Annotated in this window: 21 protein-coding genes and 5 pseudogenes; 12 read left to right on the top strand and 14 right to left on the bottom strand. The window is 67.0% G+C overall.

The features are described 5' to 3' along the window. Positions 1–65: 65 nt before the first annotated feature. The 5 genes from hslV (at position 66) to hslU (ending at position 4,085) form a co-directional block, all read left to right on the top strand. Positions 66–620 (top strand): ATP-dependent protease subunit HslV, encoded by a 555-nt coding sequence (gene hslV / locus PIB19_RS18125; protein WP_271238450.1) that lies wholly within the window; start codon positions 66–68, stop codon positions 618–620. Positions 621–771: 151 nt separating this feature from the next. After that, positions 772–999, top strand: coding sequence for a hypothetical protein (locus PIB19_RS18120; RefSeq protein ID WP_271238449.1), 228 nt, complete (start codon positions 772–774; stop codon positions 997–999). After that, complete coding sequence (locus PIB19_RS18115; RefSeq protein ID WP_271238448.1) at positions 996–1,514, top strand: hypothetical protein; 519 nt, start codon at positions 996–998, stop codon at positions 1,512–1,514. Before PIB19_RS18120 ends, PIB19_RS18115 begins: the two co-directional genes overlap by 4 nt. 120 nt (positions 1,515–1,634) lie before the next feature. After that, a complete protein-coding gene (locus PIB19_RS18110; protein ID WP_271238447.1) occupies positions 1,635–2,735 on the top strand; it encodes an FAD-dependent oxidoreductase in 1,101 nt (366 codons plus the stop codon). Positions 2,736–2,792: 57 nt separating this feature from the next. Next, a complete protein-coding gene (gene hslU, locus PIB19_RS18105) occupies positions 2,793–4,085 on the top strand; it encodes an ATP-dependent protease ATPase subunit HslU (RefSeq protein WP_271238446.1) in 1,293 nt (430 codons plus the stop codon). A gap of 135 nt (positions 4,086–4,220) precedes the next feature. Here hslU and PIB19_RS18100 read toward each other — a convergent pair whose 3' ends face one another. The 8 genes and pseudogenes from PIB19_RS18100 to ypfJ all read right to left on the bottom strand — a co-directional run bounded on the left by PIB19_RS18100 (position 4,221) and on the right by ypfJ (position 9,808). Further along, positions 4,221–4,619: a DUF6491 family protein gene (locus tag PIB19_RS18100; protein WP_271238445.1), complete on the bottom strand. Its 399-nt coding sequence runs from the start codon at positions 4,617–4,619 to the stop codon at positions 4,221–4,223. A gap of 14 nt (positions 4,620–4,633) precedes the next feature. Further along, on the bottom strand, positions 4,634–5,023 hold the full coding sequence (locus PIB19_RS18095) for a hypothetical protein (RefSeq protein WP_271238444.1): 390 nt from the start codon (positions 5,021–5,023) through the stop codon (positions 4,634–4,636). Between the two features lie 36 nt (positions 5,024–5,059). After that, positions 5,060–5,787: pseudogene (gene gloB / locus PIB19_RS18090) on the bottom strand (hydroxyacylglutathione hydrolase). A gap of 42 nt (positions 5,788–5,829) precedes the next feature. After that, complete coding sequence (locus PIB19_RS18085; protein ID WP_271238443.1) at positions 5,830–6,735, bottom strand: NAD(P)H-dependent flavin oxidoreductase; 906 nt, start codon at positions 6,733–6,735, stop codon at positions 5,830–5,832. 136 nt (positions 6,736–6,871) lie between these two features. Then, positions 6,872–7,326 (bottom strand): annotated as a pseudogene (locus PIB19_RS18080) (VOC family protein). Positions 7,327–7,420: 94 nt separating this feature from the next. After that, a complete protein-coding gene (locus PIB19_RS18075) occupies positions 7,421–8,170 on the bottom strand; it encodes a tetratricopeptide repeat protein (protein WP_271238442.1) in 750 nt (249 codons plus the stop codon). After that, positions 8,152–8,892, bottom strand: coding sequence for an alpha/beta hydrolase (locus PIB19_RS18070; protein WP_271238441.1), 741 nt, complete (start codon positions 8,890–8,892; stop codon positions 8,152–8,154). Before PIB19_RS18070 ends, PIB19_RS18075 begins: the two co-directional genes overlap by 19 nt. 31 nt (positions 8,893–8,923) lie before the next feature. Beyond that, positions 8,924–9,808, bottom strand: coding sequence for a KPN_02809 family neutral zinc metallopeptidase (ypfJ, locus tag PIB19_RS18065; protein WP_271238440.1), 885 nt, complete (start codon positions 9,806–9,808; stop codon positions 8,924–8,926). 127 nt (positions 9,809–9,935) lie between these two features. Here ypfJ and PIB19_RS18060 point away from each other — a divergent pair, with 127 nt between their 5' ends. The 5 genes and pseudogenes from PIB19_RS18060 to PIB19_RS18040 all read left to right on the top strand — a co-directional run bounded on the left by PIB19_RS18060 (position 9,936) and on the right by PIB19_RS18040 (position 14,166). Beyond that, positions 9,936–11,075: a patatin-like phospholipase family protein gene (locus PIB19_RS18060; RefSeq protein ID WP_271238439.1), complete on the top strand. Its 1,140-nt coding sequence runs from the start codon at positions 9,936–9,938 to the stop codon at positions 11,073–11,075. 14 nt (positions 11,076–11,089) lie between these two features. Beyond that, positions 11,090–11,875 (top strand): 3-hydroxybutyrate dehydrogenase, encoded by a 786-nt coding sequence (locus tag PIB19_RS18055; protein WP_271238438.1) that lies wholly within the window; start codon positions 11,090–11,092, stop codon positions 11,873–11,875. A 30-nt stretch (positions 11,876–11,905) separates the two neighbouring features. After that, complete coding sequence (locus PIB19_RS18050; protein ID WP_271238437.1) at positions 11,906–12,508, top strand: DUF4893 domain-containing protein; 603 nt, start codon at positions 11,906–11,908, stop codon at positions 12,506–12,508. A 69-nt stretch (positions 12,509–12,577) separates the two neighbouring features. After that, positions 12,578–13,887 (top strand): annotated as a pseudogene (locus tag PIB19_RS18045) (amidohydrolase). Between the two features lie 72 nt (positions 13,888–13,959). Beyond that, the gene (locus tag PIB19_RS18040) at positions 13,960–14,166 is read left to right on the top strand and encodes a hypothetical protein (protein ID WP_271238436.1); all 207 of its coding nucleotides are present in this window, start codon (positions 13,960–13,962) and stop codon (positions 14,164–14,166) included. 4 nt (positions 14,167–14,170) lie between these two features. Here the strand turns inward: PIB19_RS18040 and PIB19_RS18035 are convergent. The 3 genes and pseudogenes from PIB19_RS18035 to PIB19_RS18025 form a co-directional block, all read right to left on the bottom strand. Further along, positions 14,171–15,122, bottom strand: a pseudogene (locus PIB19_RS18035) (cation diffusion facilitator family transporter). A 134-nt stretch (positions 15,123–15,256) separates the two neighbouring features. Next, positions 15,257–15,610, bottom strand: coding sequence for a hypothetical protein (locus PIB19_RS18030; protein ID WP_271238435.1), 354 nt, complete (start codon positions 15,608–15,610; stop codon positions 15,257–15,259). 134 nt (positions 15,611–15,744) lie between these two features. After that, positions 15,745–16,491, bottom strand: coding sequence for a Bax inhibitor-1/YccA family protein (locus PIB19_RS18025; RefSeq protein WP_271238434.1), 747 nt, complete (start codon positions 16,489–16,491; stop codon positions 15,745–15,747). A 115-nt stretch (positions 16,492–16,606) separates the two neighbouring features. On the opposite strand from PIB19_RS18025, the pseudogene thpR reads away from it, so the two are divergent. Both thpR and PIB19_RS18015 read left to right on the top strand, forming a co-directional pair. Continuing rightward, a pseudogene (thpR, locus tag PIB19_RS18020) lies at positions 16,607–17,142 on the top strand (RNA 2',3'-cyclic phosphodiesterase). A gap of 27 nt (positions 17,143–17,169) precedes the next feature. Then, a complete protein-coding gene (locus PIB19_RS18015; RefSeq protein WP_271238433.1) occupies positions 17,170–18,348 on the top strand; it encodes a glycoside hydrolase family protein in 1,179 nt (392 codons plus the stop codon). A gap of 17 nt (positions 18,349–18,365) precedes the next feature. Here the strand turns inward: PIB19_RS18015 and PIB19_RS18010 are convergent, their stop codons facing one another. The 3 genes from PIB19_RS18010 to dapF all read right to left on the bottom strand — a co-directional run bounded on the left by PIB19_RS18010 (position 18,366) and on the right by dapF (position 20,299). After that, the gene (locus PIB19_RS18010; RefSeq protein WP_271238432.1) at positions 18,366–18,800 is read right to left on the bottom strand and encodes a DUF4861 family protein; all 435 of its coding nucleotides are present in this window, start codon (positions 18,798–18,800) and stop codon (positions 18,366–18,368) included. Between the two features lie 115 nt (positions 18,801–18,915). Then, positions 18,916–19,299 carry a DUF4861 family protein gene (locus tag PIB19_RS18005; protein WP_271238431.1) on the bottom strand — a complete coding sequence of 128 codons (384 nt, stop codon included), beginning with the start codon at positions 19,297–19,299 and terminating at the stop codon, positions 18,916–18,918. 82 nt (positions 19,300–19,381) lie between these two features. Then, positions 19,382–20,299: a diaminopimelate epimerase gene (gene dapF / locus PIB19_RS18000; RefSeq protein WP_271238430.1), complete on the bottom strand. Its 918-nt coding sequence runs from the start codon at positions 20,297–20,299 to the stop codon at positions 19,382–19,384. Positions 20,300–20,313: the final 14 nt, after the last annotated feature.

Here is a 20,313-nt window from a genome sequence, read left to right as displayed (position 1 = left end):
CACAGCTTTGTTTCGGGAGCGTTGCCCCTTTGCGACGGCACGCGACCTCCCCATATCCGCCGACTATGAGCGAAAACAGCAATGCGTGGCACGGCACGACGATCCTCTCCGTGCGCAAATCGGGCAAGGTGGTCATCGCGGGCGACGGGCAGGTCTCGGCGGGCAACACCGTGATGAAGCCGAATGCCAAGAAGGTCCGGCCTTTGGGCGACGGCAAGGTCATCGCGGGCTTCGCCGGCGCCACCGCCGACGCCTTCACTCTGTTCGAGCGGCTGGAAAGCAAGCTCGAGCGTCACCAGGGCCAGCCGCTGCGCGCCGCGGTCGAGCTCGCCAAGGACTGGCGGACGGACAAATATCTCCGCAATCTGGAAGCGATGCTGATCGTCGCCGACAAGGATATCACCTTGGTGGTTACCGGGAACGGCGACGTGCTCGAGCCCGAGGCCGGAGTCGCCGCGATCGGATCGGGCGGCAATTTCGCCCTCGCAGCGGCACGGGCGCTGGTCGATTACGAAACCGACCCCGAAAAGATCGCACGGGCTGCGATGAAGATCGCCGGCGAGCTCTGTGTCTATACTAATGACCGGCTGACGGTGGAGACACTCGACAGCATCACCTGACACATTGCACAATGCCTGCATGATGGCGAAAGCGCTTCTTGCAAGAGAAGTGTTGCCGTCATTGCCGAAGCTTCTAACGGCCGCGAAGTCATGTTACGTTGCGCCTTCGAAACAACGCCGCGAACACGCGGCGAGTCGAGGGGGACGGCCAATGACCATCCAGACAATCGCGGCGCTGACAGCCTTGGGCGCGCTTTGGGTGATCCAGACCGTCCCGGAATCGCCGCAGGCGGCGCGTAAAGGTGGCGCGATCGTCGCGGCCGATTTTGATTATGAAGCTTCCGTCAGCGCCTGCTCTATGACGCTGGAGGGGATCAACCCGTGCTCGCCGCGACGATCGCGCTCCCGCCCAAACGCGAAGGTATCAGGGGCGGCATGATCCAGAAGGGCCGTGAGCGTGGCATGCGCGCTGCCAGCACGATGGCCGATGTCGAATTTTCGATCGTCCCGTCCGCGGGCGGCGGCAACCCGGCCGTCACGGCGATGGCGATCAACACCAAAGGCACAGGCGCGAGCAATGGCCGAGCCCTCCAGCCCCCGACGCCCGAGCGCGCTATCAACCAGGCGGGTCGAACCTCCGATGCGTCGGCTGCACCGGGTTGCGACACGCGGCCCTCGCCCCGCCTGACATTGACCGGGACGATGCGCACGCCCGCGCCCATCGCAACTTGTTCGATCTCGGACGACGGCGCGACAGCGTCCATCCTTGTCCCGCTCTCCTCTTTCGGAGCGGCGGCGAAACCCTATCGCGGTCACGTCACGTTGATGAAGCGCGGTGAGGACACTGCAATGTCCTCAACAGCTGACGGCTGGAGCACTCCGGCGGTTCTTGCCGCCTGCACCTCCGGTGGCCGGAACACCGGTTATGATCTGGCAGTGGCAAAGGGCGCCTAGATCACGCAAGGAATATGAACGTCGGGGCGAGTGGAAATTCGCCACAGCCATGAGCTTTACTAATCCCTCACCCAAAGCAAACGGGGTTGCGCGGCTTCGCGCCACGCGTACCCTGCGCGCATGCTTCTCGCCCGCCGCCAGCTGATTGCCTCCTCGGCTGCGCTCGCGCTTCCCGCCTGCCAGCCGCCACGCCCGCGCACCTTGGTGAGCAACCCCGCCTGCCTCCCACCGGTCAAGGTCGCCCCGAACCGCGTCATCCGCACCGTCGCCGGCCTGCGGCCCTATCGCGCTTCTGGCTTCGTCGTTCGCGCCGAACAACTCGGCAGCAAGCGCCTCGTCCATAATTACGGCCATGGCGGCGCCGGTATCACGCTCAGCTGGGGCACTTCGCGGCTCGCGATCGATCTCGGCCTGCCCGGCCATAACGGCCCGGTCGCGGTGCTCGGCGCCGGAATCATGGGCTTCACCACGGCGCGCCTGATCCAGGAAGCCGGCTTCCCCGTCACGCTCTACGCCAAGGCGCTCCCGCCCCACACCACTTCGAACATCGCCGGCGGTCAATGGGAGGCGTTCAGCCATTACGAGGAGGATCAGGTCACCCCGGAATGGCAGGCCCAATATAGCCGTGCGCTCGAATATAGCTGGCGCCGCTTCCAGATCATGGTCGGCGAGGATTACGGCATCCGCTGGGTGCCGACCTTCCAGCAATCGGAACGCGATCCGTCCAGGCCCTCGCGTGTCATGCGCTACATGCCCAACCTGCGTGTCGTGCCCAAAAGCGAGCACCCCTTCCCCGTCGACAGCCAGATCATTGCCTTCGACACCCTGTATGCCGAGGTCGGCCGGCTGCTGAACCAGCTCACCAGGGACATCCAGATCGCCGGCGGCCGCATCCTGGTCCGCGACTTCGCCACCCCGGCCGACATCGCAGCGCTGCCCGAGACATTGGTCTTCAACTGCACCGGCCTTGGCGCCCGCGCATTGTTCGGCGATACCGGCCTGATCCCGGCGCGCGGCCAGCTCGCGATCCTGCTCCCCCAGCCCGAGATCCGCTACGCCTATAGCGGCCGCATGGGCTATATGTTTCCCCGCCCCGACGGCATCCTGTGCGGCGGCACGTTCGAGCGCGGCGTGGAGATCGCCGAACCGCAGCAGGCCGACATCGACGGCATCCTCGCCAATCACGCCGCCTTCTTCGCCGGGTTCCGCTGCACCGCTTGAAGCCGCGGCTCCGCCCCCACATCTAGGGCGTAACGAACCACGGAACCCAATCCCCACATGAACGAAGCTCTCACGCCCAAGGCGATCGTCGCCGCCCTCGACGCGCACATCATCGGCCAGCACGATGCCAAGAAGGCCGTCGCCGTCGCACTCCGCAACCGCTGGCGCCGCCAGCAGCTGCCGGCCGATCTCCGCGACGAGGTGACGCCCAAGAACATCCTGATGATCGGGCCCACCGGCTGCGGCAAGACCGAGATCAGCCGCCGCCTCGCCAAGCTCGCCGACGCGCCCTTCGTGAAGGTCGAAGCGACCAAGTTCACCGAAGTCGGCTATGTCGGCCGCGACGTCGAGCAGATCGCCCGCGATCTCGTCGAGGAAGCGATCCGGCTCGAGAAGGAGCGCCGCCGCGCCGCGGTCAAGGACAAGGCCGAGGAAGCGGCGATGGGCCGCCTGCTCGACGCGCTCACCGGCAAGGATTCGTCGACCGCCACGCGCGAGGCGTTCAAGCAGCGCTTCCACGACGGCATTCTCGACCAGACCGAAATCGAGATCGAAGTCGAGCAGGCCCCACAGATGCCGTTCGACATTCCGGGCGGCGGCGCCCAGATGATCAATCTCGGCGAGATGATGAAGGGCCTTGCCGGCACGCCGCTCAAGCGCCGCAAGCTCAACGTACGCGCGGCATGGGACAAGCTCGTCGAGGAAGAGGCCGACAAGCGCCTCGACCAGGACGAAGTCAGCCGCCAGGCACTCGCCGACGCCGAGGCCAACGGCATCGTCTTCCTCGACGAGATCGACAAGATCGCGGTCTCGGACGTGCGCGGTGGCTCGGTGAGCCGCGAAGGCGTTCAGCGCGACCTGCTGCCGCTGATCGAAGGCACCACGGTGGCGACGAAATACGGGCCGATGAAGACCGACCATATCCTGTTCATCGCCTCGGGTGCGTTCCACGTCGCCAAGCCGAGCGACCTGCTCCCCGAGCTCCAGGGCCGCCTGCCGATCCGCGTCGAATTGAAGGCGCTGACCGAGGAGGACTTCGTCGCGATCCTGTCGGACACCAAGGCGAGCCTCGTCCAGCAATATGCTGCGTTGCTCGGCACCGAGGGGGTTACGATCGATTTCACCGAGGACGGTATTCGTGCAGTCGCGAAAATCGCCGCTGAGGTTAACAGCGAACTCGAGAATATCGGCGCGCGCCGGCTCCAGACGGTGATGGAGAAACTGCTCGAGGAAGTCAGCTTCGACGCCGAGGACCGCGCCGGCACCACGCTCACGATCGACGCGGCCTATGTCGACAAGCAGCTCGCAGCGGTGGCGCGTAATACGGACCTGAGCCGGTACGTGCTCTAAAAAATCCTCCCCGGAAACCGGGGGAGGTGGCACGCGCAGCGTGACGGAGGGGCGCTTCCGCGAGCGAATCGCCTGTGGCGAAGCCCCTCCGTCGCCTTCGGCGCCACCTCCCCGCTGCGCGAGGGAGGATTTGCCCTATTCCTTCACATACGGCGTGAACTGCCCGAACCGGCAATAGGCCCCCGGGATCCGGCTTCCACGATCCACCGGCCGGAACAGGTCGTTCCTGCAGACCTGCGAACCGTGCAGCTCGACCACGAGGATCGAATCCGAGTCGAGCGACGGGCAGTCCCCGGCCAGTTCGTTGCGCCACACGCGGCTGCCGCTGCGATACAGGATCGTGTGCGAATCGATGATCTGCGGCCCATTGGTCTGTTGCGGCGAGGAGATGCAGTCCTGCGGCTTGCCCGCCACGCGCCCCTTCAGGGCGTCGGCCAAGTCGCGTTGCGCCTCGGCCTGGCGCGACGCCTGCATCTCGGCATTGGCGGTGCATCCCGCCAGCGCCAGCGCTCCCAGCATGATTGCCAACCGCATCTCTTCTCTCCCGTCTAACGCGTATAGGGCGTGAACTTGCCCAGCGAACAGCTCCCCGACATGAACCCGCCGGTCGGCGCGCGCGTCTGGATGATGTCGCGGTCGCAGGCCTGGCTGCCGAAGCTCCGCGATACGACGATGTCGCCGCGGCGCAGGCCCGGGCAGCTGCCGACCACGTCGTTGCGCCACAGGCGCTTGCGCCCGGCGACATAGAGGATCGTGCCGTCGAAGGTGCGGATCTCGTTATACTGGTCGCGGCGCAGGCATCGCACCGGTTCGCCGGGAGTCAGTCCCGCCAGCGCCTTGTCCAGCCGCGCCCGATCGCGCGCGTCCGACTGTTCGGTCCCCGCGGTGGCGGTGCAGCCAGCGAGAAGCAGGAGAACGGGGATGGCGACGCGGATCATCGAACACTCCTCAATGCCCCGCCATCCTATACCATCTCAGCCGCGGAAAATATCCTTGGCCGCGCGTCGCTCCGCCAGAATTTCAATGCTTTGGGCACGCAGGAACGGATTGGTCGCCTGTTCGAGCGCAATCGTCGTCGGCACCGTCGCCTCCCCGCCGCCCGGGCGCGATCGACTGCGTCCATCCGGTCGCGGATCGCAGCATTGTCCGGCTCGGCGACGAGCGCATATCTGCCGTTCGACTGGGTATATTCGTGCGCGCAATAGATCCGGGTCTCGCCCGGCAAGGCGCCCAGCCGCTGCATGTTCGCGAACATCTGCGCCGCCGTCCCCTCGAACAGCCGCCCGCAGCCCATCGCAAACAAGGTGTCGCCGACGAACACCAATTCATCCCCGGCGAAGTGATAGGCGATGTGCCCCGCAGTATGCGCCGGCACTTCCATCACTTGCGCGACATGATCGCCCAGCTGAACTTCGTCGCCCTCGCCGACCAGCCGGTCCGCAGTCGGGATCTTCGCCGCCTCGGCCGCCGGTGCGATGACGGGCACGTTCCACGCCGCCTTCAAATCGGCGTTCCCGCCGGTGTGATCGGGATGCCAATGCGTGTTCCAGATTGCCGTCAGCCGCCAGCCGCGTTCGGCCAGCACCCGCTCGACACCGGCTGCTTCGGCCGGATCGACCACCATCGTCTCGCCGCTGGCGGGATCGTGGACGAGCCAGATGTAATTGTCGCTGAGCGCGGGAATCCGGACGATGTCGAGCATGCGGTCCAAATAGGCGCACGGAGGTCCCCGCGCCAGCCTCGGTTAGTGATCGAGAAGTGCAAGCACCTCTTCGGCGAGCAGCCGAGTCAGATCTTCCGCCGGCATGGCTCGGGCGAGCGCCGCGCTCTGCCCCGCCCATAAAGGCGAATAGTCCGCCCGCCCCTCGGCTTCCGCCGCCGCGCGCAGCGGCGCGAGCGCGGTCGCCGCGTAGGGAAAGGCCGGCGCAAGCGGCGAGATCGGCCCGAGTTCGTCGACGAGCCGATTGCGGAAACCCCGCGCTTCGCGGCCAGTGAACACATTGGTGAACACCGTCTCCGCCTCGCTGCCCAGCAAGGCCCGGTGCATCGGCGAGACGAGGCTCTCGGGCGTGGCGAGATAGGCGGTGCCCAGCTGCGCGCCGCTCGCGCCCAGCGCCAGCACCGCGGCGATGCCGGCGCCGTCGACGATCCCGCCCGCGGCAATCACCGGCACGTCGACGGCACGGACGATCCGCCGCACCAGCGCCAGCGTGCCGATCGGCCGATGCCCTTCGAGGAACCATCCGGCATGCCCGCCGGCCTCGCTTCCCTGCGCGATCACTGCGTCGCAGCCCTGCCGCTCGAGAAAGCGCGCTTCGTCGACTGTGGTCGCATTGCCGAATATCTTCGCCACTGCCTTGACCCGCGCGAGCAGTGCCGGCGCCGGCAGCCCGAAATGGAAGCTGACGATCTCGGGCCGCACCGCCTCGACCGCCTCGCACAGCGTCGCGTCGAACGGCCGCCGCAGCGCGCCGCCGCCCTCCGGTGGCGTTACGCCTTCGCGCGCATAAAGCGGGCCGAGTGCGCTCCGCCAGGCGCTGTCGTCGGGCGTATCATCGAGTTCGTGACAGAAGAAATTGAGGTTGAGCGGCCCCTTCGCCGCCGCACGCACTCCGGCAACTTGCGCGCGTACTTCAATGTCCGAGAGCATCGCACAAGGCAGCGAGCCGAGCCCCCGCCCCGGATCGCGGCCGCCGCCAGCGCAACGCCGCCCGCGCCCGCCATCGGCGCCTGTACGATCGGGACCGCGGCGCCGGTCAGTTCGAGGAAACGGGCGGCGGCGGGAGTCACCAGGCGCCGATATTCGGCATCGACGCCCAGGGCTCGGCCGGCGCGAGAGGCTCGTCCGCCTGGAGCAGTTCGATCGAGATATTGTCGGGCGTACGCACGAACGCCATGTGCCCGTCGCGCGGCGGGCGATTGATCGTCACCCCGCCGTCCATCAGCCGCTGGCACGTCTCGTAGATATTGTCGACGCGGTAGGCGAGGTGCCCGAAATTGCGCCCGCTGGTATAGGCCTCGGCCGCGCTGCCGTCCTCGGGGGCCAGTTATAGGTCAGCTCGACCTCGGCCTTGGCGCGCTTGCCCGGGCCGTTCGAATCCTCGGGCGCGGCGAGGAAGATCAGGGTGAACCGCCCCTTCTCGCTCTCCATCCGCCGCACTTCCTCCAGGCCCAGCAGTTCGAAGAACCGCAATGTCGCCTCCGGATCGGTGATGCGGATCATGGTGTGGAGATAGTGCATGCGGGCTCCGGATTGGCGTTTCCGGCGAGATAGGGTCGCATGATCTGAAGGCCAACCCAATTCCTCCCCGCTTCGCGAGGGAGGAATTTTGAGATTACTTCTCCACCGTCCCGAACTGCGTCAGCGCCTTGCGCGCCGATTCCGCCGTCGGGCTCCCCGGCGCCAGCTCGACCACCCGGTTCCACGCCGTTCGCGCGCCGGCCTCGTCGCCACTCACCGCGGCGATGTTGCCCGATTCGAGCTGCACCTGCGGATCGTCCGCCGAACGCCGCAGCGCCTCGGCGATGTCGGTCTTCGCGCGTGCCAGATCGCCCTGCCGCCGCGCCAAGGTCGCCGAGAGCAGCCACGCCAGCGGATCCGCCTTGGCATCGGCCAGCGCGCGATCGAGATCGCCCCGCGCACCTTCCATGTCGCCCGCCGCAACCAAGGTCCGCGCCCGATCGAGCCGCGCCTCGCCCAGCGCCAGCCCGGTCAAATTCCCGCTCGCCAGCGCCGCATCGAGCGCCGCGCGCGCCTTGACCGGCTCGCCCGCCGCCAGCCAGGCATTGCCCGCCTGCGCCCAGTAATTCGCCGATCGCACGTCGTGCGCGTTCTCCGCCGCCCGCGCGGCCTCCTCGAACGCCGCCGCTGCCGAGGGCCAGCGTTTCTGGTTGGCATAAGCGACGCCGAGGCACTGGCGCGCGAGCATTCCGCCGCCCTCGACGTTCCACTTCGCCGCCGCCGCCGCGCCCTGCGAGGGATCGCCGGTCGCGAGATCCATGCACTCGGCATAACGCGGCGGCTCCTGCCCGGGAGGCGGCGCTACGGCGGTCGCGGCCTGAAGGCTCAGGAGGAAGAAGAACATAAGACGTCCTCGACAGAACGGAGGATCAGCGCGAGGTCATGGTCGCGCGAGAGCCGGTGGTCGCCGTCCTTGACCAGCACAGTCTGCACCGCGTCTGAACGGAACAGCCCGGCGAGCGTCAGCGCGCGCTCCCACGGCACTTCGCTGTCGCGCTGCCCCTGCAGCAGCCGCACCGGCCCGTCGAACGCGATCGGCCCGGTCATCACCTTGTTGGCCTCGCCCGAAGCCCAGAAATCGCGCGTCGTAACCGTCAGCGTGTCGCCATAGTCATTGGGCTGCTCGATCCGTCCGTCGCGCAGGATCGCGGCCTTTTCCGCGTCGCAATAGCCCCAGTCGGTGAAGTCGGGCGCCGCCGCGATCCCGACCATGCCCGCGACCAGCCCGGGCCGTTCCTTGGCGATCAGCAGCATCACCCAGCCGCCCATCGACGAGCCGGCCAGCACCACCGGACCCTCGACCACCGCGTCGATCACCCGCAGCGCATCATCACGCCACGAAGTCAGCGTCTGATCCTCGAAATCCCCTTCGCTCTCGCCGCACCCGGCATAATCGAAGCGCAGAAAGGCCCGGCCCGTTCGCTGCGCCCATTGCTCGAGCGCCAGCGCCTTGGTGCCGTTCATGTCCGAGGCATAGCCACACAGGAACACCACTGTCGGCCCCCGCCCGAAAGTGTGGCGATAGGCGAGTTTAGGGCGTTCGGGAACGTCAGGAACATCGGTCATCAGCGTGGCCTAGCGGCCCCGTCGGCCGCCGTCACCCTGCCGCCGCGAAGGTGTCGCACTTCGCGGGATCACCGCTCTCCAGCCCTCGCTTCAGCCATTCCATCCGCTGCGCCGATGTGCCGTGGGTGAAGCTGTCGGGGACGACTTCGCCCTGCCCCTGGCGCTGCAACGTATCGTCGCCGATCGCGCTCGCCGCCGCCATGCCTTCCTCGATGTCGCCCGCCTCCAGCCGGCCGCTGCGCTTGGCCCAGACGCCCGCATAGCAATCCGCCTGCAGCTCGAGCAGCACCGACAATTTGTTGCCCTCGGTCCGCGAGGCGCGGCCCTGCGCCTGGCTGACCTTGGCCGAAGTGCCTTCGAGATTCTGGATATGGTGCCCCACTTCGTGCCCGACGACATAGGCGCGGGCGAAATCGCCCTTGGCGCCGAAACGCTTGTCGAGCTCTTCGAAGAAGCCGGTGTCGAGGAACACGCCCTGATCGCCCGGGCAATAAAACGGCCCGACCGCCGAGGACGCCTGTCCGCATGCCGATTGCACGGAATTCTGGAAGAAGTTGATCGTCGCGGGCCGGTAACGCTGGCCATGCTCGGCGAACACTTGGCCCCACACCTGCTCGGTGCTCGTCATCACCCGGCAGGCGAAAAGTTCGTCCTGCGTGTCGCATGCCTTGGGTGCGCCCTGCGTCTGGCCCTGCTGGGTCTGGGTGCCGCCACCGCCACCGTTCAGCAGCCCGCCGCCGCCCATGCCGAAGAAGATCAACGCGACGATTCCGATCAGCGCGATTCCGCCGCAGCCCATGCCGCGCCCGAGCAGCAGGGGCAGCAGCCCCAGCAGTCCGAAGCCGCCGCCACCCCCGCCGCCGCCCGACCCGAAATCGCGCGCATTTTCGGTGGGATCGAGATCGTCGAGCCGCATCGGCCATTCCTTCGTCGTTAGCTCTCCGCAACAATGCCTCAGCAAGCCAAGCGTTGCACACTCTAAATCCTCCCCGGCACGGGGAGGATCATGTTGCTCTCGCCCCCGGTTGGGCCAAAGCCCCCACATGGCCGATGCCGAACCCCGCCCGCGCCGCCGCGTCGCCGGACTGCCGCTGCCGGAATGCGTCGCGCTGGTGCTTCAGGGCGGCGGCGCGCTCGGCAGCTTCCAGGCCGGCGTGATCGAAGCGCTCGGCGAAGCGCGCATCGAAGTCGATTGGGTCGCGGGCATCTCGATCGGCGCGGTCAACGCCGCGCTCTTCGCCGGCAACCCGCCCGAACTGCGTTTGCCCGCGATTCGGGCGTTCTGGGAAGGCGTCACCGGCGCGCTCCCCGATTTCTCGATTCCGCTGAGCGACACCGCGCGCGAATTCTCCCACGAATGGGCCGCGGCGACGGTGCTGATGGGCGGCGTCCCCGGCTTCTTCCAGCCGCGCCTGATCCCGCCGGCTTTCGCCACGCCCGGCACGCCCGGTGCGCTCAGCTTCTACGACAGCGCACCGTTGCGCGAGACGCTGGACGCGCACATCGACTGGGACCTGCTCAACAAGGGGCCCGTCCGCCTCTCGGTCGGCGCCGTCGATATCGCCAGCGGCAATTTCCGCTATTTCGACACCGCCGACGAGCGCCTCGATGCGCGCCACATCATGGCGTCGGGCGCGCTCCCGCCCGGCCTGCCCCCGATCGAGATCGACGGGCGGCAGTTTTGGGACGGCGGGCTCGTCTCGAACACCCCGCTCACTCACATCCTGGATCGCCAGAACGAGGACACCCTCGTCTTCCAGGTCGATCTCTTCCCCGCAGCCGCCGATCTCCCGCGCACGATCACCGACGTGCTCGCCCGCGAAAAGGAGATCCGCTTCTCCAGCCGCACCCGGCAAGTCTCCGACGAACGCCTGCGCCTGCGCAAGGACCGCGAGGCGATCCGCCGCGTCCTCGCCAAGCTTCCCGCCGATCTCGCCGACGATCCCGACGTCGCCGCTTTGCGCCTCCTCGCCGACGAGAAGCCGCTGAGCCTCGTCCAGCTCATCTATCGCGCCAATGCCTGGGAAGGCGGATCGCGCGATTTCGAATTCTCCGCCCGCTCGATGCACGAGCATTGGCAGGCCGGCCGCGCCGCGGTCGCCGAGACGATGGCCAGCGCCCGGCTGGTCGCCGAGAACATCCTCGACGGCAAGACCGCCGCCTTCGACCTCACGCACCGCTAGTTCAGGAGTATCCCATGTTCCTCAAGGGCAAGTCCGCGATCGTCACCGGCTCCACTTCGGGGATCGGCCTCGCTTATGCCAAGGCGCTCGCCGCCGAGGGAGCGTCGGTGGTGATCAACGGCTTCGGCGACGCTGCCGCGATCGAGACCGAACGCGCCGCGCTCGAAGCCACCGCCGGCGCTAAGGCGCTCTACGATCCCGCCGACATGACCAAGCCCGACCAGATCGCCGCGATGGTCGCCCGCACGGAGAAGGAGCTCGGCAGCGTCGACATCGTCATTTCCAATGCCGGCATCCAGCATGTCGCGCCGATCGACGAATTCCCGATCGAGAAATGGGATGCGATCATCGCAATCAATCTCAGCTCGACCTTCCACCTGATGCGCGCCGCGATTCCGGGCATGAAGGCGCGCAAATGGGGCCGGATCATCACCACCGCCTCGGCGCACAGCCTCGTCGCCAGCCCCAATAAATCGGCCTATGTCACTGCCAAGCACGGTATCGCCGGCCTCACCAAGACCGCCGCGCTCGAAGTCGCCACGCACGGCATCACCGTCAACTGCATCTCGCCCGGCTATGTCTGGACTCCGCTGGTCGAGAACCAGATCCCCGACACGATGAAGACGCGGAACCTCACGCGCGAGCAGGTGATCAACGACGTCCTGCTCGACGCCCAGCCGACCAAGCAGTTCGTCCAGCCGGAACAAGTTGCCGCGCTCGCGCTCTTTCTCTGCCGGGACGAAGCGGCGCAGATCACCGGCGCCAACTATTCGATGGATGGCGGCTGGACCGCGGCGTAAGCGGTCGCAGAGTCGCAAAGGGGACGTAGGATGAAGTGGAAGCTGCCCGTCGCGATTGCCCTGTTGCCGGGCCTTGCGGGCTGCAGCGTCTATCGCGAGGCGACGTCCTCGTCGCTGGCCACCAATGTCCGCTGGCAGAGCGTCGCCACTGCCAGCGATCGCGATCGCATGCGCGACTGGCGCAAGGCCTGGGACGAGGCGCTGCCGCTCGCGCGCAAGGTCGATCCCCAGGCCATCGCCGCCGATCCCCTGCTGTTCGATCCCGATCGCGCGCTTCCCGATCCGGCGATCCCGCAGGGCGCCTATCGCTGCCGGACCTTCAAGCTCGGCGCGGTGGGTACCGCCGTGCGTGACTTCACTGCTTATCCCGCATTCGACTGCCGCATCGCCGACGAAGGCGAAGTCCGCAGCCTGCACAAGCTCGACGGCTCGCAGCGCCCCACCGGTCTGATCTTCCCGCACGATGCCAACCGCCAGATCTTCCTCGGCACGCTCGTCCTCGGCGACGAAACCGCGCCGCTGCGCTACGGCCTCGACACCAATCGCGACATGATCGGCTATGTCGAGCGCATCGGCGCGAAGCGCTGGCGCGTCGTCTTCCCCGCCCGCGCTTCGAATCGATCGTCGACGTAATGGAACTGGTTCCGGCGGGCTAGACGCGCACCCCTCGACAACGCCCTCACCCCTGCTAGCCTCCTCGCCATGCGCACTCTCCTCACAGCAGCCCTAGCCATGACTCTCGCCACGCCCGCCAATGCCGCAGATCCGGTGCATCAGGCCACACAGGCCGCGCTTCCCCAGCTGATGGACTTCTACCGCGATTTCCACGCCAATCCCGAACTCAGCCTCCACGAGGTCCAGACCGCCGCCAAGCTCGCCGCCGAGGCGCGGAAAGCCGGGTATGAAGTCACCGAGAAGGTCGGCGGCACCGGCGTCGTCGCAGTGCTCAAGAACGGCGCCGGCCCGATCCTGCTGATCCGCGCCGACATGGACGGCCTGCCCGTCACCGAGGATACCGGCCTGCCCTTCGCCTCGAAGGTGCGCACCACCAATGACGAGGGCATCGAGACCGGTGTGATGCACGCCTGCGGCCACGATACGCACATGGCCTCGTGGATCGGCACGCTGCGCAATCTCGCGGCGATGAAGAGCCAGTGGAAGGGCACGCTCGTGATGATCGCCCAGCCCGCCGAGGAGCGCGGCATGGGCGCGCGGATGATGCTCGAGGACGGGCTCTTCACCCGCTTTCCCAAGCCGCAATTCGCCCTCGCCTTCCACGATGCGGCCGCGCTTCCGGCAGGCACGATCGGCGTGCGCTCGGGCTATGCGCTCGCCAATGTCGATTCGGTCGACATCAAGGTCTCGGGCGTGGGCGGCCACGGCGCCTACCCCCAGACCACGCGCGATCCGATCGTCCTCGCCGCACGGATCGTCACGACGCTCCAGACGCTCGTCAGCCGCGAGATCGATCCGCAGGATGCCGCGGTGGTCACCGTCGGCAGCATCCATGGCGGCTCGACGCACAACATCATCGGCAAGGAAGTGACGATGCTGCTCACCGTGCGCAGCTACACGCCCGAGGTCCGCAAGAAGTTGCTCGACGGCATCGCCCGCATCGCCAAGGGCGAAGCGATCGCCGCGGGCATTCCCGAAGACCGCATGCCGGTTGTCACGATCCGCAACGAAGGCACGCCGTCCACCTTCAACACCGAGCCGCTCACCGGGCGCCTGCAGGCGCTGTGGACCGGCCGCTTCGGCAAGGACCGCGTCGTCGAGACCCCCGCAGTGATGGGCGGCGAGGATTTCGGCCGCTTCTACCTCGCCGACAAGTCGATCCAGAGCATGATCTTCTGGGTCGGCGGCGTGCCCAAGGCGAAATGGGATGCCGCGCAGGCGGGCAAGGAACCCCTCCCTCGCTACACAGCCCGTTCTGGGCGCCAGAAGCCGAAGCCGTGATCGGCACCGCCACCGAAGCGATGACCGCGGCCGCGCTCGACATATTGAAGCGTTAAAATTCGACAGGCCGTTGGCACAAACCGGCTTAACCCTCGTTAATGCCCCACAAGTTCGCCGGAGTGTGGGTATTGGCGCAGGAGCATATCGTCGCGGTCGGGTTGCTTACGGGCCGCGACCTGGAGCGACTGGGAAGCGGCTTCAAGCGTTGCTTCCCGGTTTCGGATGACAGCAAGTTCGAAGATCTGCTGCGCGCGATCGACGAAGCGGACGCGGCCGCCGCGCTGCGCGCAGGTCGCGAGGATCAGCCCTGCCGGCCCACGCTGCGCCAGGGCTGATCGTTCACCCGACCGCCGCCACGTCGGGCGCGTCTTCCTTCTTCTCCGGCCGGATATAGATCGACGATAGCATCGGCATCGCCGCCTTGAGCTCGTGCTCGATCGTCTCGATCATCGTCTCGCCCGCGCCCATCGTGATATGGTCTTCGAAATCGGCGCTGATCGCGACGAAGATGCGGTCGGGCGCGGTATGGATCGTGCGGACATGGTTGATGCCGACGATCCCAGGCTGCCGCCCCAGGATCGCGCGCACGCATTCGATCACTTCGGGATTGGCGCGCTCGCCGATCAGCAGCCCCTTGGATCTCGCGCGCGAGCAATATCGCTACCGCCGCGAGGATGCAGCCGATCGCGATCGAAGCGGCGCCGTCGATCCGCGGATCGTTCCACGCGTGGCTCGCCCAGATGCCGACCCCGGCGACGATCAGCCCGGCGAGCGCCGCCGAATCCTCGAACAGCACGATGAACGCCGCCGGATCCTTCGACTCGCGCACCGCCTGCCACCAGCCCATCTCGCCTTTGCTCGCGGCGAATTCCCTGAGCGCGATGATCCAGCTCGTGCCCTCGAGCAGCATCGCCACGCCGAGCACGATGTAGTTGACCAGGGGATTGTGCAGAGGCTCGGGCTCGGCGATGTGCTTCCAGCCTTCGTAGACCGAGACGCCGGCGCCGAGCCCGAAGATCAGGATCGCGACGACGAACGCCCAGAAATAGAGCTCGCGGCCATAGCCGAACGGGTGCTCGGCATCGGGCGGCCGCTTCGCGCGGCGCTGGCCATAGAGCAAAAGCACCTGATTGCCGCTGTCGACCATGCTGTGAACGCCCTCGGTGAGCATCGAGGATGAACCGGTGATCGCCGCCGCCACGAACTTGGCGACGGCGATCCCGAGATTGGCCGCCAGAGCGGCGTAGAGGACGATGTTGGCGCGCCAGCCCGACGCCGGGGACGCGCCCATGCTTAAAAACCTCGTCACCCCGGCGAAAGCCGGGGCCCAGAATCACGAGCCCGGAATCACAAATGATGTCCTTGATGGCTCTGGATCCCGGCTTTCGCCGGGATGACGGGAGAAAAACCCACTGACCACGCAACCTAGTCGAGGCCGAGCTTGTGCATCACCTTGCCGATGATGCCCCTGGTCCCGGCCGGGCCCGCCGCGCGCTTCTCCTCGGCTTTCGCGTCATAGCCCGAGCTTTCGGGCAGCGAATGGCTGTGCACCGGCTGGGTCGAGGCGGGCGGATCCGACGCATCCATCGATTCGTCGAGCGCCCGATCGAGCCGCGCTTCCTTGCTTTCGGGATCGCGCTCCAGCCTGCGGGTTATCGCTTCGTCGGTGCCGGCATCGGCCGATCTCACGGGAGCCGGGCGCTCTGCGGCGTCCTCGCTGTCGGGTCCCGGTGCCACCGACATCTTGTCCATCGCCGGGTCGATCGGGTTCGCGTCCATGATTCACTCTCCTGAGCGTTGCCCCGATGTAACGACCGCCGCCCGATTCGCGTTCCCGCCGCCCCTGTGCCGCGCGCAAAGAAAACGGCCCGGCGGATGCCGCCGGGCCGTCATGTCTTGCCGATCCTGTCGCTTTAGTTGCGCGAGCTGCCGAACAGGCGGAGCAGGAACAGGAACATGTTGATGAAGTCGAGATAGAGGTTCAGCGCCCCCATGATCACGACCTTGCCCATCATCTCGGTGCCGGCGACATGGGCGTAGATGCTCTTGATCTTCTGCGTGTCATAGGCGGTGAGCCCGGCGAAGATCAGCACGCCGATCACGCTGATCACCAGGTTCATCGTGCCCGATTGCAGGAACAGGTTGACGATCGACGCCACGATCAGCCCGATCAGGCCCATGATCAGGAAGGTGCCGAGGCCCGACAGGTCCTTCTTGGTGGTGTAACCATAGAGGCTCAGCCCGGCGAAGCCGGCGGCGGTGGCGAAGAACACCCCGGCGATCGAGCTCTGCGTATAGGCGATGAAGATCGTCGAGAGCGACGCGCCCATCAGCGCGGCATAGACGAAGAACAGCGTCTTCAGCGTGCCTTCCGACATCCGCGCCTGGCCGAAGCTCATCGCGAAGACGATCGCGAGCGGCGACAGCGTGACGATCCAGCCGAGCAATGTCGGCGAATAGCCGCGCGCGGTGGGCTGCACGATCATCTCGATCAGGCTGGTATTGCCGACGACCATCGCGATGATGCCGGTCAGCAGCACGCCCGAGAGCATGTAATTGTAGACCGACAGCATATAGGCCCGCAGCCCGGCGTCATACGCCTCGGCGCGCACGTCCGAATAGGGTGCTGCTGTCGCCCGGGGATCCGACCAATTGGCCATCATGAACTCCTTCTTCCGGCGCTGTGCCGGCTATCGCGGAATATCGTCGCTGAGCGGGTTCTTTTCAAGCGAAACCGGTGGGCCGTGCCGGCAATCGGAGTTAAGGCCCCGCTCCATGCACCGCCTGTTCGTCGGCCTCCGCCCGCCCCGCGCGATCCGGGAGCAGCTTATCGCGCTGATGGGCGGCGTCACCGGCGCGCGCTGGCAGGACGATGCGCAGCTCCATCTGACCCTGCGCTTCGTCGGCGAAGTCGAGCGCCCGATCGCCGAGGATATCGCGATCGCACTGTCGAACGTCCATTTCCCGCCAATCCATGTTGCGCTTGACGGAGTCGGCCAGTTCGACAGCCGCGGCCGCCCCAATGCGCTCTGGGCGGGGTGCACCCGCACGATGCGCTCACCGGGCTCCACAAGAAGGTCGATCAGGCGCTCGTCCGCTGCGGCCTCGCGCCCGAGGGCCGCGCCTATCTCCCGCACATCACGCTGGCGCGGATGAACGCGAGCGCCGGCCCCACCGATCGCTTCCTCGAAAGCCATGCCGGCCTCGCCGGCGCGCCCTTCGTCCTCGATCATTTCCTGCTGTTCGAAAGCACCCTCGGCCGCGAAGGCGCGATCTACGAGGCAGTGGAGCGCTACCCGCTGCGGGGCTAGGCTGAAACTACACAAGAGGGGAATCCGATGGTGCGGCTGCTTCATGGACTGGTTCTGGCGGCACTGATCGCCGCCGCGCCGATGTTCGTCGAAACGCCGTCGAAAGCGCAGGAGGCGGCCGAGAGCAATGCGCTGCCCGTGCTCGGGCCCAAACCCTTCATCGCCTATTTCAAGCCGATGCCGGCCAGGCATCCGCTTTCGACCAGCGCCTGGGGCGTCGCCACCGTCGGCCCGCGCGACCCGCGAAACGGGCTGGAAGACGTCACCATGACCCGGTGGAATTATTGGGACGGACAGATCCTCAAGGGGCGGGATGGAAGGTTCCGCATGTTCGCCAGCCGCTGGGATCAGGCGCTGGGCCACAAGGCCTGGGGCCAATCGCAAGCCGTGGTCGCGATCAGCGACTCCGTGTTCGGCCCCTATCGCGATCGCGGGCTGATCTGGCCGAACGACGAAGGCGGCAAGGGGCACAATGTCATCGCGCTTCCATTGCCCGACGGCCGCTATGCAGTCGTGGTCAGCGAGACGCGCAACGGCGACGTATTCGTCTCGAACAGGATCGACGGCCCCTGGCGCAAGCTCGGCAGCATCCGCGTCGACCAGAGCGCATTCAAATCGGTGAAGACGCCGGGCGATCTGCAGGAAGCCAGCGCAGGGAAGCCGTGGCAGGCCTCGAACGTGAGCCTGATCGCCCGCCCCGACGGCAAGTTCGCGATCATCCAGCGATCGGGCCAGATCCTGCTCAGCAGCGCCGGAATCCTCGGGCCCTACAAGGTGATGGGAGACAGCATCTATCGCGGCCTCGCCGGCGTGCCGCAGCGCGACATGCGCGCCTACGAGGACCCCGTGATGTGGTTCAGCGGCGGCTGGTATCACGTCATCGTCAATCACTGGCGCGAGCGGCGCGCCTATCACCTGATCTCGCGCGACGGCGTCACGAACTGGAAATTCCAGGGGCTGGCATACGAGCCCGGCGCGGAATTCCTTCGCCATGCCAATGGACAGGTCAACCACTGGAACAAGCTCGAGCGCCCCGCCGTGCTGATCGAGAACGGCCATGTGACGGCGATGACCTTTGCCGTGACCGACATCGCCAAGGAGGAACAGACCGGCAATAACGGGCACGGCAGCAAGGTCATCGTCGTCCCCTTCGACGGCGCCGCGCTGGACCGCGATCTGGCCTATTTGGGACGGGAGGCCCGTTAGTTAATCAACAGGTCAACCTAGCGCTTCGCCGGCGCGCCGAACGCCACCTTTTCCGCCGCGACATAACGGTCCCAGTCCGCGCGCGTGCGGAACCTGCCATTGCCGAGACTCCATGCCGAGCCCGAATAATAGACGAACGGCTTGCCCGGCGTGACGCGCAGCAGCGCGAGATGGTTGTCCGCATCCTTGACGACATCGACGAGCATCGCGGGATCGAAGCGCAGTGCGATCGCCATCCGCCCATGCGCCTTCTCCTCGGGACCCCACCAGGAAAGCACGCCGCGCGCCCTGTCGACGGTCAGCTCGCCTTCGGCGCCGGTCGGTTTGCGGGCGATGCCGATACCCACCACCAGCGGGCCCGGCTTGTCCGAACGGATCGTCGAGACCATCCGCGTGAAGTGTGTGCCCATCGGCAGGGTGAAGCGCCGCGTCTCCCAGACCTTGCGGTTCACATCGACCGGCCAGGGGCGTAATCCACTTCGAAATCGGCGGCGTCCGGGCCGTTCCTCAGGATGCGGTAGGCCCTGAAATTGCGTGAGGTCCACAATTTGTTGTCGAGCCAGACGCCTAGCCCCCGGCGCCGCGCGAGGTGCCGACATTATAGTAATCCATGCCCTCGCCGTGGAAGCCGTGCTGGTCGCCGCTGCGCAGCTGGCGGTCCATGAACGGCCAGGCGACGTTCTTGCCCCAGCTGTCCACACCCGAGCCCGAAGGCGGCTCATATGCCTCGAGCGCATGACCGTAGATGCGGTGCGCGGTGCGATCGTTTTCCCAGAGCAGATCGTCGTAGCGATAATCGGCGAGCATCACAGTGGCGCGCGGCGTCCGGTCGGGCGCGGGCGGCAGCGGCTTGTCGATCCTCGGCAGTTGCGCCTGGGGCACGTCCTGCGCCGCCAGCCCCAGCGGAAGCGCCAGCAGCACGGCAGCGGCAAGCAAACGGACCCGTGACATGCGCATTCCTCCCCTTGGTGCCGGGTCGATGTCCGGCCTCCTGGTCAGGCGACGCTAGCCATAGGCCCAGCGTGTGACAAGCTCAGCCCAGCGCCCGCACAACCGCGTCCCAGGCATGCGCCTCGTCCTCGCGCCGATGATGCACCACCGGCACTTCGGCAGTCGCTGCCGCCGGGTCCACTTCGATGCTCGCATCGTAGAGGAAGGTCGCGTTGCCGCTGATCGTCACCCTGCGATCGGCGCCCGCGCGCCCGCGGACGAGCCCGCCCTTGTTGAACACCCGCACGTCCATATCGAAGGGCACGCGTCCGGTCAGCGCCGCCGAGAGCACCGACGCCGCCATCGCGCTGCCGCAGCTGTCGGTGAGACCCACGCCGCGCTCGAAGGTCCGCACGAACAAATCGGGCCCGCGCTGCTCGACGAACGAGACGTTCGCCCTGCCAGGGATCAGCGCCGGACCGCTCTCGCACCACAGGCCCAGTGTCACCAATTCGGTCTCGTCGACCGCGTCGACGAACGTCACCAGATGCGGATTGGGCATGGCGACCGCAGTGAAGACGCGATCGCTCGGCAATTCCTCCAGCGCGCCGCGGATGCCGACATCGGCAAGCGCCGTCGTCGCCGGGCCGACCAACGTGCGAATCGTCGCCACGCCCGAGGCCAGTTCCGCCTCGCGCGCGACACTCGCCGAGCTGGTCTTGAGCTTCACTTCCGCCACATCGATCCCGAGCGCCTCGAACCCCGCACGCGCCACGCAGCGCAGCCCGTTGAGACAGGTTTCCGCCTCGGACCCGTCCGAATTGAACATCCGCATCCCGAAAGCGTGCCTGTCGTCGCCCGCCGTAAGCAGCAACAGCCCGTCGCCGCCCACCGGCCCGTCGCGATCGGCGAGCGCACGCGCGACGCCCGCCCATTCCGCGTCGCTCAGGTCGAGCGCGCGCGCGTCGATGAGGGGAAAGTCGTTCCCCGATCCGTGGCATTTGACGAAGGCTACCCGCATGCCGCCCCTCTAGG

Source organism: Sphingomonas sp. 7/4-4 (assembly GCF_027941955.1).
Lineage (GTDB): Bacteria > Pseudomonadota > Alphaproteobacteria > Sphingomonadales > Sphingomonadaceae > Sphingomonas.
The sequence above is the reverse complement of the archived record's forward strand: the minus strand, read 5'-3'. Positions and strand labels throughout refer to the sequence as shown.

Bases quoted from the DNA above. Each gene is read 5' to 3' on its own strand.
- PIB19_RS18085 (WP_271238443.1), bottom strand. From the start codon at position 6,735: ATGCTCTCGGACATTGAAGTACGCGCGCAAGTTGCCGGAGTGCGTGCG.
- PIB19_RS18095 (WP_271238444.1), bottom strand. From the start codon at position 5,023: ATGATCCGCGTCGCCATCCCCGTTCTCCTGCTTCTCGCTGGCTGCACC.
- hslV (WP_271238450.1), top strand. From the start codon at position 66: ATGAGCGAAAACAGCAATGCGTGGCACGGCACGACGATCCTCTCCGTG.
- PIB19_RS18060 (WP_271238439.1), top strand. From the start codon at position 9,936: ATGGCCGATGCCGAACCCCGCCCGCGCCGCCGCGTCGCCGGACTGCCG.
- hslU (WP_271238446.1), top strand. From the start codon at position 2,793: ATGAACGAAGCTCTCACGCCCAAGGCGATCGTCGCCGCCCTCGACGCG.
- PIB19_RS18070 (WP_271238441.1), bottom strand. From the start codon at position 8,892: ATGACCGATGTTCCTGACGTTCCCGAACGCCCTAAACTCGCCTATCGC.
- PIB19_RS18075 (WP_271238442.1), bottom strand. From the start codon at position 8,170: ATGTTCTTCTTCCTCCTGAGCCTTCAGGCCGCGACCGCCGTAGCGCCG.
- PIB19_RS18100 (WP_271238445.1), bottom strand. From the start codon at position 4,619: ATGCGGTTGGCAATCATGCTGGGAGCGCTGGCGCTGGCGGGATGCACC.
- PIB19_RS18050 (WP_271238437.1), top strand. From the start codon at position 11,906: ATGAAGTGGAAGCTGCCCGTCGCGATTGCCCTGTTGCCGGGCCTTGCG.
- PIB19_RS18120 (WP_271238449.1), top strand. From the start codon at position 772: ATGACCATCCAGACAATCGCGGCGCTGACAGCCTTGGGCGCGCTTTGG.
- PIB19_RS18005 (WP_271238431.1), bottom strand. From the start codon at position 19,299: ATGTCACGGGTCCGTTTGCTTGCCGCTGCCGTGCTGCTGGCGCTTCCG.
- PIB19_RS18115 (WP_271238448.1), top strand. From the start codon at position 996: ATGATCCAGAAGGGCCGTGAGCGTGGCATGCGCGCTGCCAGCACGATG.
- ypfJ (WP_271238440.1), bottom strand. From the start codon at position 9,808: ATGCGGCTCGACGATCTCGATCCCACCGAAAATGCGCGCGATTTCGGG.
- PIB19_RS18055 (WP_271238438.1), top strand. From the start codon at position 11,090: ATGTTCCTCAAGGGCAAGTCCGCGATCGTCACCGGCTCCACTTCGGGG.
- dapF (WP_271238430.1), bottom strand. From the start codon at position 20,299: ATGCGGGTAGCCTTCGTCAAATGCCACGGATCGGGGAACGACTTTCCC.
- PIB19_RS18015 (WP_271238433.1), top strand. From the start codon at position 17,170: ATGGTGCGGCTGCTTCATGGACTGGTTCTGGCGGCACTGATCGCCGCC.
- PIB19_RS18110 (WP_271238447.1), top strand. From the start codon at position 1,635: ATGCTTCTCGCCCGCCGCCAGCTGATTGCCTCCTCGGCTGCGCTCGCG.
- PIB19_RS18030 (WP_271238435.1), bottom strand. From the start codon at position 15,610: ATGGACGCGAACCCGATCGACCCGGCGATGGACAAGATGTCGGTGGCA.
- PIB19_RS18025 (WP_271238434.1), bottom strand. From the start codon at position 16,491: ATGGCCAATTGGTCGGATCCCCGGGCGACAGCAGCACCCTATTCGGAC.